Below are 12702 nucleotides of genomic sequence, written 5' to 3' on the forward strand. Positions count from 1 at the left end.
GCTATGAATCTATTAGGAAGATATATTTCTCAGGTATTATTATGGCTAGGAGTCTGGAGTACGCTCTGGATATCTGGCGGTCGCGATGATATATTTATAAGAGACAACGGTCTTGCATTAGTATTACAAGTGTTGATTTTATTCGGACTTGTATATTATGTAGTGCCTCGCTTATTGTTTAAAAAGAAGTACCTCTACTTTATTGTTGCCACAGTGCCTGTAGTGATACTATGTGCTTATATCTCATCAGAGTTTGCACCTACACCTGTTAGAAGACCGCCGCCTATGGGTCTTCAAGGTGGAGCTCCTGGTAAGTTACCTTCTCGTTTTTTTATACACTTATTAGTCCTTACTATCTCAAGTGTTACAGCTATTTTACTAGAGACATTTATTTATGCTCAAGAAAAAGAAAAGAGTTATGCATATGCTCAAGCAGAGCTAAAAGAAGCAGAGCTTAAGTTTTTAAAAATGCAAATCAACCCTCACTTTCTCTTTAACGCGCTAAATAATATCTATGCACTCTCTGTTACAAACTCAGATAAAACGCAAGAAGGAATAAGCACGCTCTCTCAAATGTTGCGATATGTGCTGTATGATTGTGAACGACCAGAGGTATCACTTGGTAAAGAAGTGGAGTATATAGAGCATTATATTGCCCTTTTTAAACTCAAAAGCAGTAAAGAGTTTAATATACGTTTTGAACAAGATATCACAAATGAAAATATACAAGTAGCTCCTATGCTATTTGTTCCTTTTATAGAAAACGCTTTCAAGCATAGTGGGATAGAACTAGGAGGTAGTAACTACGTATTTATTTCGCTTAAAGCGAAAGAAAATCACATAGACTTTTATATAGAAAACAGTATGCCTTCAAAACCGCTAGTTACAGACGGAGCCGGTGGTATAGGTTTACAAAATGTAGAGAAGAGACTGGAGATTTTATACTCTCAAAAGCACAAGCTTACTATAAAAAAATCTGATACCTTTAGAGTAGCTTTAAAAGTAAATTTACAATGAGCACCATAAGCTGTATAATAATAGATGATGAAGAGCTAGCAAGAACCCTACTAGAAACCTATGTAGAAAAGGTGACCTATCTCAATAGTATTGGTTCTTTTCAAAACCCAATAGAAGCCCTGTCATTTATAAAAGAAAATCCTGTAGATCTTATATTTTTAGATATACAAATGCCTGAGCTCAAAGGAACAGAATTTGCGAGTATCATCGCTACAAGTAAAAGTAAAGTGATATTTACAACAGCATACTCTGAGTATGCATTAAAGGGTTTTGAGCTTAATGCATTAGACTATCTACTCAAACCCATTACCTTTAATAGGTTTTTAAGTGCAGTAGAGAAGTTTCCGTCACAAGAAGTATCAGTAGAGTCTTCACATCTAGTCATAAAATCTGGATATGATCTTTATAAAATCGTTCCAGACGAAGTACGCTACATCGAGAGTGATAGCGAGTATGTAAACTACCATCTAGAAACTGGTAAAAAGATAATCGCAAACCAGTCACTAAGTAAACTTATAAAAACCTTACCAACTTCATTTTTAAGAGTACATAGGTCTTTTATAGTAAATGGTAATAAAGTCACGGGTTTAAAAGGACGCGATCTTATTATAGGAGATAAAAGAATACCCGTAAGTGATAGCTACTACGATACGGTGAAGAAATCATTATTTAATTAGTACTTTTAAGTACTATGAAAACAACTGCTGTACATATAATATGCACTTTGCTTTTGGCACTAAGTGTTACAAGTTGCAATGAGCAACCTCAAGTAAGTTCTGTAAACCCAGAAAACTGGGGAGCAAGAACGGCTACAATCCCCATCGGTGATACGCTAGCTGTAGGTAAGACGTACCTGTCTATCTATTCTCAAATTTTTAGTTACTCAGAGCATAAAACGCATAACTTGACCGCTATGGTAAGTTTGCGTAATACTAGTGATACAGATACGATATATATAACAAATGCCTCTTATTATGATACACACGGCAAGTTAGTGCGCTCTTATTTTGATAATGCAATATACCTATCACCACTTGAAACTACAGAGATAGTGATAGATGAAAAAGATGTCACTGGAGGTACGGGGTCTAATTTTATATTTGAGTGGAGTACACCTGCAGGAGCATCAGAGCCGCTTTTTGAGGGTGTAATGAGCTCTACTATGGGTCAACAAGGATTATCTTTTACCACCCAAGGGAAAAGAATCAAATAGGTGAGTAGCTATAAAATTATTCTCTAGCTTAATAGATCATTAATCTCATCATTAGTAACTACAGGGTTTGCACCTGCTTTACCAGCAACCAGGCTACCTACTGCACAAGCAACTTCTAGCGCATCTTCGGCAGTCTCACCAGAGAGAAGCCCAAAAACTAATGTTGCCAGAAAGCTGTCTCCAGCACCTACAGTATCTACCACCTTTGCAGGAAACCCTACTTGTGTATGTATGCCACCTTTATGATAGAGCATCGCACCTTCAGACCCTAGCGTTACACAAACTGTAGGAGTCTCTGTCATTGCACTGAGCATTTTTAACTCATCCTCTAGTGTGTCACCCTCTATGCCCATTGCCATCACGATGAGCTCAAGCTCTTCATCATTAAGCTTTATCATATCTGCCGCTTCCATTAGGCCCGCCACAATCTCAAGATCATAATGAGGAGCACGTAGGTTAAGGTCAAAAACAGTAAACTTAGATCGTTCGGCAAGTACCTCAATAGCTTCGAGATTTACAGCAGTTTCAGCCATAGTACTATCTTCATCAAGAGCATCAAGTATATTTCCGCTTTCGCGAAAAGCGAGACTACCTATAATAAGAGCATCTGCAGCGGTGACTGCTTCGGCATTTTTTTCATTCCAAGCGATGGCATCCCAAGCAGTGTCTTGAGCAATCTCATATGAGGCACTTCCAGCTTTGTCTAAGGTGACCTTTACTTGTCCTGTGGGTTTGTCATTGCGTTGTATCAGAGCCGTGTCAAGTCCTTTTTCCTTTATAAGCGCCAGCGCTTCTTTACCTAAAGCGTCATTTCCCAAAGATGAGATCATAGATACATCTACCCCAAAGGAGTGTAAACGTAGCGCAACGTTAAGTGGCGCTCCGCCTAGTCGTTTCTCATCTGGGAAAACATCCCATAATATCTCGCCGTAACTGGCTATTTTAAGTGGTGTATTAGGCATCTGTAACAAGCTCTTTTTCTAGTTCTTCTAGGGTACGTCCTTTGGTCTCTGGCATAGCAATAATTGCCCATAATAGTTGGAGTACCATCATTCCTGCAAAGAAATAATAAATATTCCAAAGATGGTCTCTCATTATGCCTTCTTTATCATCTATAAAAAATGGAGTTACAAGTGTTATGATGGCTGCAAAAACCCAGTGTGTACTCGTACCCCAAGACTGCCCATAAGCGCGTACACGATTCGGAAAAATTTCTGAGATAAAAACCCATATAACAGCACCTTGTCCTATAGCGTGTGACGCAACAAAGGTACATATGAAAGTAAGTAAGAGGGCTGGACTTAGTTGCATCTGGAAACAAATACCTACCATAACAAGGCTCACAATATAGCCTACAGACCCTATTATTATAAGTTGTTTTCTTCCTAGCTTGTCTAGTAATCGCACGCCTATAAATGTAAAGATGAGGTTTACAATACCTATCGCAATAGAGTTAAAGAGCGACTCAGAACCGCCAAGACCTGCTTGTTCTAATATTTGTGGAGCATAATAGAGCACAAAGTTGATACCAGATAACTGATTGAAAAAAGCAATAAGAAAACCTAGCCATAGTACTTTTGAATATTTCTTTTGGAAAAGATTTTCTGAGGTTTTAGTTTGCTGTAAGTCTAGTTTTATTTCTTCTAGTCTAGACTGTGCAGCCCCAGCTCCTTCATATATTTTTTGTAAAACAAGCATTGCGCCTGCATCATCTTTTTTCTGTAGTACGAGCCACCTCGGGCTGTTAGGCACTTTCATCACCATAAGAGTGTATATAAGTGCAGGTATGGCTTCTACACCTAGCATCCATCGCCAGTCGTTTGTGCCATCTACACCTGTAAGCAGCCAGTTTGACACAAAGGCAATGAGGATACCAAAGACAAGCCAGAACTGATAGAGACCTCCTAGTTTACCACGGTTGGACTCAGAGCTTATCTCAGATATATAAATAGGTGCCGCCACAGATGAGACTCCCACACCAATGCCTCCTATAAATCTAAAAGCCGAAAATGAATACGGGTCTTGTGCTAGCGCACAACCTACGGCAGAAACAAAAAAGAGGATTCCTATCCAGAAGAGTGTCTTTTTACGTCCTAATTTTTTAGTAGGAAAACCACCTAGTAGAGATCCAGCCACGGTCCCCCATAATGCCATACTCATTATAAAAGTACCGTGCATAAAAGGTGATAAATCCCATAACTCCTTTATGGGTGAGTTTGCACCACTTATAACTACGGTGTCAAAACCAAATAAAAAGCCAGCGAGGGCTACGGTAATACTCCATTTTGTAATTTCTTTCATATGCCTTTTTTAGGATGATGAGAGGTCGCGTGCTTTTACACTACTTCCATATTCGTTTTATTTTACTCACTTTTAAATTTGCGATTGTAGCATTCTCACTTGTAAATGTGAGTGCGGTAAACGGTGTGGTAGGAAAAATTTGATCTGTAAATACAGTGCTCCCACCATCTATAAAAACCTCAATAGATGATGCATCCATTACAATACTATAAGCTACATCAGTAGGGCTGTCAATAATGGCTGGTACTGTGTGAACTTTATCGCCAAAGGATGGTTCAAAGCTTACAACGCCAGATTTTCTCCGGTCTAGATAGTAGCTCTTTGTGTTGCTGTTATAACCAAATTTTACTGATTCCTTATTGATATTTGTAAAGTTGAGTTTAAAGTCATCTAGTTTACCGGGTATTTTAAAATTTAGGCGTTGCTCGTTATAATTTTTACTAGAGAGAGACATTCCATTCTTCATCGTATCGTGTACTACGGTTGCATAGGCATATTCATCTAGAGAGGTGACGGGATAGTTTTTAAGGTAAAAGCCATTAGTCTTGTTTTTATGAAGAGTAAGCTTTCGCGAAAGCGTCATTGCACTACGCCACGCTTCTGTAGGAGTGTCACGGGCATAGTTCCAGTTGCTCATCCAGCCTATAAATGTACGTTCTGTATCTGGTAGTCCATTAAAGGTAACGCCGGCATAGTTATCTGTACCATAGTCTAGCCATTTTATTTCCTTTTGGTTTGTAGTAAAGGTGGTCCCGTCAAAGTCACCTACAAAATATTGAGTTCCCGATCCACCATTTGGCGCACCAGGATTAATACTTATAATTAAGACCCACTTAGTCTCATCGCGTCCCTCAACTTGGAGCGGAAATAAGTCTGGACACTCCCAGACCCCGCCGTGAGCTCCTATGTTTTTTCCAAACTCACTCATAAGAGTCCAGTTTTTAAGATTTGGGCTACTGTAAAATTTGGCGTGATCGCCAGCGACAAGTGTCATCACCCATTGCTCAGTATTTTCATCCCAGAATACTTTAGGATCTCTAAAATCTTTGATGTTTCCGTCATTACTTATAACAGGGTTGCCACTGTATTTTTTCCAGGTTTCACCTTCATCTAGACTATAAGCAATACCCTGAGTTTGAAAATCTTTGCGTCCCGCTTTTTCACCCTCCATAAGGTGATAGGTAAAAATAGCAACCATAGGAGGGTTGTCTTTTGTCCCTAAGCCAGAGGTGTTATGTATATCCATCACAGCGCTACCAGAAAATATAAGACCTAGCTCATCTGGATATAAGGCAATGGGTTTGTGCTCCCAAGAGATAAGATCTTTTGAGGTGGCGTGACCCCAGTGCATAGGCCCCCAGACAATGTCTTCTGGGTAATGCTGGTAAAATAAGTGATAAGTGCCGTTGTGGTGTAAAAGCCCGTTTGGGTCATTCATCCACATTGTGGGAGGAGTGAAGTGGTATTGAGGGCGATAGTTTTCGCGAAAGCGGTCTTCTACCACTGCCACTTCGTTTACAGGAGTTGTTTTTTCTTTACAACCTATAAGAGTAAAAAGTGCAAGAATGATAAGAAGCTGCTTCATTTTTTGACTAGTTTTTAGACATAAATTGAACAAGTAGATTAATTTAAAATGATCTAAATGCTATTTAAACCATCCTAAAATAGGGCAAAAATTCACATTTTGATAATAAATATAATAACTTATTAAGAATACATCGTTTTCGTACCCAAAAGGATTTGTTTAAATTGTACTATAGCTTTTAGTAAGCCTATTTTTACGATACCATTATGAAAAGAAAACTCACCTTAAAATTAATTGCCAAAGAACTTGATGTTTCTATCTCTACTGTCTCAAAAGCACTGCGTGATAGTGCAGAGATAAGTGAAGACACACGCCAGAAGATTAAAGCCTTTGCAAAGCTGTATAATTATAAGCCTAATAATATCGCGTTAAGTCTTAAAAACAGGAAGACGCGCACCATCGGGATTATTATACCGCAAATAGTGCATCACTTTTTTACCACTGTAATACGTGGGGTTGAGCAAATGGCGAGAGAGCATAATTATAATGTGATTATCACCCTTTCTAATAATGACTTTGATAAAGAGGTCCTTAATATGGAGCTACTTGCAAATGGTAGTACAGATGGATTTATCCTTTCTTTATCAAAAGAAACAATGCAAAAGGACGACTTTAGACACCTCACAGAGGCTATTGATCAAGGAATGCCTGTTGTAATGTTTGACCGTATAGTAGATGAGATACCTTGTGATAAAGTTCTTATAGATGACCGCGAGGGGGCAAAGCTAGGCGTAAACCACTTGATTAAAACAGGCTGTAAAAAGATAGCCATCATTACTACAGAAGATTATATCACCATAGGAAAGTTACGTACTAAAGGATATATGGAAGCCCTTGAGTCTGCCGGAATTGAGGTAGATAAAGACCTCATTTTAAAACTAGATGCTATAGATGAGCTCAATGATAAGGCAAAGGCACGTATTAAACATTTCTTAAAAGGGAAGGACATAGACGGTGTATTTACGATAAATGAAATTTTTGCTGTCACCGCTGCCAAATATATTATGGAGGCAGACAAAAGCATTCCAGAAGATGTGAGTATCGTGAGCTTCTCAGATGGTGAGTTATCTCAACACTTTGTACCTAGCCTCACTACAGTAAGCCAGCACGGAGAAGAAATGGGTCGTAAGGCAGCAGAGTTACTTATCAATAAACTAGAGCGACCAGAAGAAGAGGTAGAGCAATATACTACCGCATATATAGATACAAGTCTCATAGAGCGTGAGAGCACAAAGAGAGTAAAATAGGGCTATTACGCTTTCGCGAAAATTGAATACAAACACATCGAGTTATAACTAAACAGCTCTGATGACCGAAAACATATTAAAATTGAAAAAGAAAGCATTCCTTTTTGACCTAGACGGAGTTATAGTTGACACTGCAAAATTTCACTATCTCGCCTGGCGTAACCTTGCCAAAGAGATGAATTTTGACTTCACAGAAGAGCAAAACGAACTTTTTAAAGGGGTAAGTCGTGTGCGATCGCTAGAGATACTACTAGATCTAGCTTCATACGATGCAACTCAAGAACAAAAAGACAGGTGGCTCATCCAGAAAAATGAAGAGTATCTTAAGTACATCAAAGGGATGGATGACAGTGAGATCTTACCAGATGTAGTCAGAGTTCTCGATTTTCTAGAAGAAAAAAATCAAGGTATTGCCCTAGGGAGTGCAAGTAAAAATGCACGACCTATCTTAACTAAGCTTGATTTATTAGATAAATTTCAGGCGATTGTAGATGGTAATGATGTGACAGCAGCAAAGCCAGATCCAGAAGTATTCTTAAAAGGAGGAGAAGCTTTAAAAATTGAACGTACAGATTGTATCGTTTTTGAAGACTCTATTGCGGGGATACAAGCTGCAAACAGCGCAGGTATGATAAGCATAGGTATAGGAGAGCAAGACGTGCTGCACGAGGCAAACTATGTTTTTAAAGACTTTACAGGGATGAGTAATGCTTTCCTTCTAGAACTCATAGAAGCATAAATTTAATCTAACTACAACTATCATCAAGTATGAGGCAAGCTCATACGTAAGACTACCATAATATGCATATAGATTATATCACTCCAAATGATTGGTCCATTATAGAGGATGGATGGAACCCAAATAACGTAAAATCATCAGAGAGTCTTATGGCGCTAGGTAATGGTGCAATGGGGCAACGCGCAAATTTTGAAGAAGATTATAGTGGCGCAACCTTTCAAGGAAGTTATATAGGAGGTGTGTATTACCCAGATAAAACCCGCGTAGGCTGGTGGAAAAATGGGTATCCAGAGTACTTTGCAAAAGTGCTCAATGCGCCTAGCTGGATAGGTATTAAAGTCACAGTAAACGGAGAGAGTCTGGATTTACATACCTGTAAAGAGATAAAAGATTTTCGTCGTGAGCTTGATATGAAAGCTGGTGTATTGTACAGAAGTTTTAAAGCCACCCTACAAAATGACGTTGATATTGCAGTAAAAGCAACACGTTTTTTAAGTATGGAGATGGATGAGGTAGGTGCCATTAAATACGAAGTGACACCTATTAATGTAGACGCTACAATAAGTTATGAGCCGTATTTAGATAGCGGTATCACTAATGAAGATTCTAACTGGGATGACAAGTTTTGGAACACGCTAGAAGTTTCAGAAAATGATGATATGGCTTTCATCACCGCACATACTATGAAGACGGAGTTTCACGTATGTACGATGATGCAAAACAGGCTTTTTATAGAGGGGGATGAGATTACGCTTTCGCGAAAGCGTTCTCAAAAAACTGCAACTTACGTAGGTCACGAGTATGAGACAGATGTTGCCAAAGGAGAGACCTTTGCCATACAAAAAATAGGAGGTTATTTAAGTAGTCTTAATCACGATAAAGATGGTCTCGTAGCAGTAGCAACAGATGTACTAAATAAAGCAACAGGCTTAGGATATGATGCTTTGCTAGTTTCTCAAAAGGAAGCCTGGGCAAAAACCTGGGAGATGTCTGACATCACAATTGAGGGAGACACAAAAGCACAGCAGGGTATACGTTTTAATATTTTTCATCTTAATCAAACCTATACAGGGCAAGATAGCCGTCTCAATATAGGCCCAAAAGGGTTTACTGGCGAAAAATACGGAGGCTCTACTTACTGGGATACTGAGGCTTATTGTATTCCATTTTATATGGCTACCAAAGATCAAAGTGTTGCACGACAGTTACTCACTTATAGGTATAACCAGCTAGATAAGGCTATAGAAAATGCTCAAAAACTAGGTTTTACAAATGGAGCGGCACTATACCCTATGGTTACTATGAACGGGGAGGAATGTCACAATGAGTGGGAAATCACCTTTGAAGAGATACACCGTAACGGCTCTATGGTTTATGCTATATATAACTACGAGCGTTATACAGGAGATACGAGCTACATTCCAGAAATGGGGCTTGAGGTAATTATAGGTGTAGCGAGATTCTGGAGACAGAGGGCGACATTTTCTAAGGCCAAGAACGCTTACGTGATTCTAGGAGTTACAGGTCCTAATGAGTACGAGAATAATGTAAATAATAACTGGTTTACAAACTACATCGCAAAGTGGTGTCTAGAGTATGCTTTTGAACAAGCAGAGTTGCTAAGAGATACTGCCAAAGAAGATTGGTCACGTATTTCTGGAAAAACGCATCTGTCTTATGATGAGATGCTTTCTTGGAGGTCTACTGCAGAGCAGATGTACTTTCCATACTCAGAAGAAAATGGAGTGTACCTACAGCAAGATGGTTTCTTAGATAAGGAATTAATCACCGTAGCAGATTTACCAAAATCAAACCGACCTATTAATCAAAAATGGTCTTGGGACCGCATACTGCGCTCACCATACATAAAACAAGCAGATACGTTACAAGGGTTCTACTTTTTTGAAGACCACTTTACTAAGGAGCAACTAGAAAAGCATTTTGATTTTTATGAGCCATTTACCGTACACGAGAGTTCATTATCTCCTTGTGTGCACGCTATACAAGCTGCAAAATTAGGTAGGATGGATCAAGCATATGAGTTTTACTTACGTACATCACGCTTAGATCTTGATGATTATAATAAGGAGGTAGAAGAGGGACTACATATTACAAGTATGGCGGGTACTTGGCAGAGTGTGGTAGAAGGCTTTGGAGGGATGCGTGTAAAGAATGACACGTTATCTTTTGATACTAAAATACCTAATGCCTGGACGGGTTACAGTTTTAAAGTAAATTTTAGAGGCCAGATTTTAAAAGTAGAAGTGGCTAATAATGCAACCAACTTTACACTGGTGAGTGGAGAAGGCTTAAGTATTCTTGTAAACGGAGAAAAGAGAGAGGTATTACCAGCTTAAAGAGCTGGTAAGCCTATAATTTTATAGGTGTACTATCTGTAACTGCATTCCCATTATATTCAAGTGTCCACCCTAGTGAGTTAGTAAGAAAGTATATTTTAGAAAGTTCTGAGATAAGTCTGTTTTGTGCATTTGAGTAAAGGGTAGAGTTTTTTACTTCCTTTTCAAGCCCTTTTTGCACGCGTGATTTTATGATATTATAATCTCGAGCATTAAACTGGTTGAGGTAGTCTTGTTGCACATCATAATATTCTATATTAGGATTAATCTTCAACTCAGGTTCTGGGATATAGGTAATGCGTACTGTCTTTGTGAGTTCATCAATTTCTGTAGCAACCTTAGAAAGATCGTAAGCGATAGTTGCTTCGGCATTTACGACTACTAGTGCCTTTTTTGTAGCAGAAAGTACATCTACATAGAATTTTTTTGAATCTTCATAGGTAAAAACTTGGGCATAGTTACCTTCTGTAACGATGAGTTTTCCCACGTTTTTTATTTGTTCCTCAATGAGCGCGCTGTTTGTTCTAAGTTGCTCACTTTCATCTTTTGTGTGTTCACAATAACGCACACCAAAAACAATCACAAGTGCAAGAGCTGCCCCAAAAAGTATTTTACGCATAATAGTTTATTATATAACCAAGGTACATAAAATAAAAAGCCGCACGTAAGTGCGGCTTTAATGAGTTTCTAAATCCCCCAATTTCGATTCTCATTCTAATGGTGTAAATGTAATTGCTTCTTTAAGTTTTAGGTAGGGGTAAATGCCCCTAATTAAACATTATTTAATAATTATTCCGGTTGATTGTAAGAGGCCTGATAGGTTGTTTTTTGAGAAGATGGCTCCTTTAAGCATATTCTTTGTGGGATCTATCTTGTAGTCAATAGCAGTTGTAAAGTCTGCTTTAAGTAATCTAGTTTGCTCAAATGTAGATCCCGTGAGAAGGCACTCTGTAAATACTACCTCGCTTAGGTCTGCGTTAGTAAAATCCACTTCGGCCATAGGGCAGTGTAGAAAAGTTGTTTTTTTAAGTGGTAATGCGGTGAAGTTTGAGAGGTTTAGAACGCTTTCGCGAAAGCGTAATTCCAACATAAATATATTACAAACACTAAAATCTGCTCCTAGCAGTTTACAGCCGTCAAATAAAACTTGATTGAGACTAGTACCACCAAACTTTACATTTGTGAGGTTGCAATTTATAAATGTGCACTCTAAAAAGGTGCTGTTTGAGAGATGAAGGTTTTCAAAATTACACTCCATAAATGTGCAATTATCATACTCTCCTTTTTTAAAGGGTTGCTGGGTATAGTTTATACCTGTAAACTCTTGATCATCATAATAAGAGCTCATATTAATCTATTATAGGCATATAAACTTCGGTTTTCCAGCTACTCTCGTTTCCAGCCATATTTGGATTATTATGAAATACTTCGGTAGGCTTAGGGTCTACCTTAATGTTGTTGCTTTTTGCATAGTTAAGTAAGGCATACCAGGCACGGTCTGATGTAATATAATTACCGTTATAAATGGCTTTAAGAGCTTTTTTTGCTGGTCTTTCTCCGTACTTTATATCTTTTACTTGAGGAAGTGAGTCGCTCTTAATTAATGGGAAGGCAAAGCGATACTTTATGCTGTCTGTCTTACGGTTCCAGTCTGTAACTTGTACAAATGGACGTCCATCTAGGGTAACATCATAACGAGCCATTGTATTCTGTAAGTGGCTTATGTCTCTCATCATACCACCAGCTTTAAGTATCTGTAATTCTTCTACCTCTGTATATGCATAAAACTTTGCAGGTAGCTCTTCTTGACCTATAACTCTCACTGTAATCCTGTCTAAATGGTCTTGCAGTAACTCATTAAATTGTAGTACGGTTGCAGTTGCACTTTTTTTAAAGTTTGTGTTTTTAAAAAGTCCTTGCAATCTATTATTTAATGAGTGTGCTGGGTCTGTAACGTGCACGGTGACTTGAGATAGAGAGTCGTTTATTTTTTTAATATGCCACTTATAGATATGTGTTGAGTCTTGTACATTAAACTCTTGAGTAAGTTGTGTATGCTCATCTCCTAGTTGTACATCTGTTGTGATAGCACCTTCTTTCCAGTTCTTTATAGATTGTTCTATAGTACCTAAAGTGGTTTTGGCTTTAAACTTTGCTGTAAAGTCTCCTGGTTTTATGAACAAGAACCAGGCGCAAAAAACTACTAACAGTATTGCGACAAGTATAATTACCTTTTTCATAAA

General features: G+C 38.4%; 12 protein-coding genes. 6 read left to right on the forward strand and 6 right to left on the reverse strand.

Features of this window, described 5'->3' with window-relative positions; all coding sequences use genetic code 11:
- Positions 1–3 precede the first annotated feature (3 nt).
- Genes Q0948_RS11625 through Q0948_RS11635 form a run of 3 tightly spaced genes read left to right on the forward strand, consistent with a single transcriptional unit; the run spans position 4 to position 2230 of the window.
- Positions 4–1017, forward strand: coding sequence for a histidine kinase (locus Q0948_RS11625; RefSeq protein WP_298352759.1), 1014 nt, complete (start codon positions 4–6; stop codon positions 1015–1017).
- Positions 1014–1694 (forward strand): LytTR family DNA-binding domain-containing protein, encoded by a 681-nt coding sequence (locus tag Q0948_RS11630; protein ID WP_298352762.1) that lies wholly within the window; start codon positions 1014–1016, stop codon positions 1692–1694. Before Q0948_RS11625 ends, Q0948_RS11630 begins: the two co-directional genes overlap by 4 nt.
- Positions 1695–1708: 14 nt before the next feature.
- A complete protein-coding gene (locus Q0948_RS11635; protein WP_298352765.1) occupies positions 1709–2230 on the forward strand; it encodes a DUF3124 domain-containing protein in 522 nt (173 codons plus the stop codon).
- A 23-nt stretch (positions 2231–2253) separates the two neighbouring features.
- Here Q0948_RS11635 and Q0948_RS11640 read toward each other — a convergent pair whose 3' ends face one another.
- The 3 genes from Q0948_RS11640 to Q0948_RS11650 are packed head-to-tail and all read right to left on the reverse strand — an operon-like array spanning position 2254 to position 6116.
- Entirely contained in the window at positions 2254–3192 is a 939-nt protein-coding gene (locus tag Q0948_RS11640) for a carbohydrate kinase (RefSeq protein WP_298352768.1), read from the reverse strand.
- On the reverse strand, positions 3185–4531 hold the full coding sequence (locus Q0948_RS11645) for a sugar porter family MFS transporter (RefSeq protein ID WP_298352771.1): 1347 nt from the start codon (positions 4529–4531) through the stop codon (positions 3185–3187). The genes Q0948_RS11640 and Q0948_RS11645 overlap by 8 nt, the downstream gene beginning before the upstream one ends.
- A 40-nt stretch (positions 4532–4571) precedes the next feature.
- A complete protein-coding gene (locus Q0948_RS11650) occupies positions 4572–6116 on the reverse strand; it encodes a glycoside hydrolase family 32 protein (protein WP_298352774.1) in 1545 nt (514 codons plus the stop codon).
- 206 nt (positions 6117–6322) lie between these two features.
- Between Q0948_RS11650 and Q0948_RS11655 the strand changes: the two genes are divergently transcribed.
- From Q0948_RS11655 to Q0948_RS11665, 3 genes are all read left to right on the forward strand, one after another.
- Positions 6323–7363, forward strand: a complete 1041-nt coding sequence (locus Q0948_RS11655; RefSeq protein ID WP_298352777.1) for a LacI family DNA-binding transcriptional regulator — start codon at positions 6323–6325, stop codon at positions 7361–7363.
- Positions 7364–7445: 82 nt separating this feature from the next.
- Positions 7446–8102, forward strand: coding sequence for a beta-phosphoglucomutase (pgmB, locus tag Q0948_RS11660; protein ID WP_298352780.1), 657 nt, complete (start codon positions 7446–7448; stop codon positions 8100–8102).
- A gap of 62 nt (positions 8103–8164) precedes the next feature.
- Complete coding sequence (locus tag Q0948_RS11665; protein ID WP_298352783.1) at positions 8165–10459, forward strand: glycoside hydrolase family 65 protein; 2295 nt, start codon at positions 8165–8167, stop codon at positions 10457–10459.
- A gap of 13 nt (positions 10460–10472) precedes the next feature.
- Here Q0948_RS11665 and Q0948_RS11670 read toward each other — a convergent pair whose 3' ends face one another.
- From Q0948_RS11670 to Q0948_RS11680, 3 genes are all read right to left on the reverse strand, one after another.
- Positions 10473–11078 carry a DUF4230 domain-containing protein gene (locus Q0948_RS11670; RefSeq protein ID WP_298352786.1) on the reverse strand — a complete coding sequence of 202 codons (606 nt, stop codon included), beginning with the start codon at positions 11076–11078 and terminating at the stop codon, positions 10473–10475.
- Positions 11079–11237: 159 nt separating this feature from the next.
- On the reverse strand, positions 11238–11807 hold the full coding sequence (locus Q0948_RS11675) for a pentapeptide repeat-containing protein (RefSeq protein ID WP_298352789.1): 570 nt from the start codon (positions 11805–11807) through the stop codon (positions 11238–11240).
- Position 11808: 1 nt separating this feature from the next.
- Complete coding sequence (locus Q0948_RS11680) at positions 11809–12699, reverse strand: GyrI-like domain-containing protein (protein WP_298352792.1); 891 nt, start codon at positions 12697–12699, stop codon at positions 11809–11811.
- Between the last annotated feature and the right edge of the window lie 3 nt (positions 12700–12702).

This window comes from uncultured Dokdonia sp. (assembly GCF_947496725.1).
GTDB lineage: Bacteria > Bacteroidota > Bacteroidia > Flavobacteriales > Flavobacteriaceae > Dokdonia.

Excerpts from the sequence above, each read along its gene's own strand:
- Q0948_RS11655 (WP_298352777.1), top strand. The coding sequence starts at position 6,323 with ATGAAAAGAAAACTCACCTTAAAATTAATTGCCAAAGAACTTGATGTT.
- Q0948_RS11625 (WP_298352759.1), top strand. The coding sequence starts at position 4 with ATGAATCTATTAGGAAGATATATTTCTCAGGTATTATTATGGCTAGGA.
- Q0948_RS11670 (WP_298352786.1), bottom strand. The coding sequence starts at position 11,078 with ATGCGTAAAATACTTTTTGGGGCAGCTCTTGCACTTGTGATTGTTTTT.
- Q0948_RS11645 (WP_298352771.1), bottom strand. The coding sequence starts at position 4,531 with ATGAAAGAAATTACAAAATGGAGTATTACCGTAGCCCTCGCTGGCTTT.
- Q0948_RS11650 (WP_298352774.1), bottom strand. The coding sequence starts at position 6,116 with ATGAAGCAGCTTCTTATCATTCTTGCACTTTTTACTCTTATAGGTTGT.
- Q0948_RS11635 (WP_298352765.1), top strand. The coding sequence starts at position 1,709 with ATGAAAACAACTGCTGTACATATAATATGCACTTTGCTTTTGGCACTA.
- Q0948_RS11640 (WP_298352768.1), bottom strand. The coding sequence starts at position 3,192 with ATGCCTAATACACCACTTAAAATAGCCAGTTACGGCGAGATATTATGG.
- Q0948_RS11680 (WP_298352792.1), bottom strand. The coding sequence starts at position 12,699 with ATGAAAAAGGTAATTATACTTGTCGCAATACTGTTAGTAGTTTTTTGC.
- Q0948_RS11675 (WP_298352789.1), bottom strand. The coding sequence starts at position 11,807 with ATGAGCTCTTATTATGATGATCAAGAGTTTACAGGTATAAACTATACC.
- Q0948_RS11630 (WP_298352762.1), top strand. The coding sequence starts at position 1,014 with ATGAGCACCATAAGCTGTATAATAATAGATGATGAAGAGCTAGCAAGA.
- Q0948_RS11665 (WP_298352783.1), top strand. The coding sequence starts at position 8,165 with ATGCATATAGATTATATCACTCCAAATGATTGGTCCATTATAGAGGAT.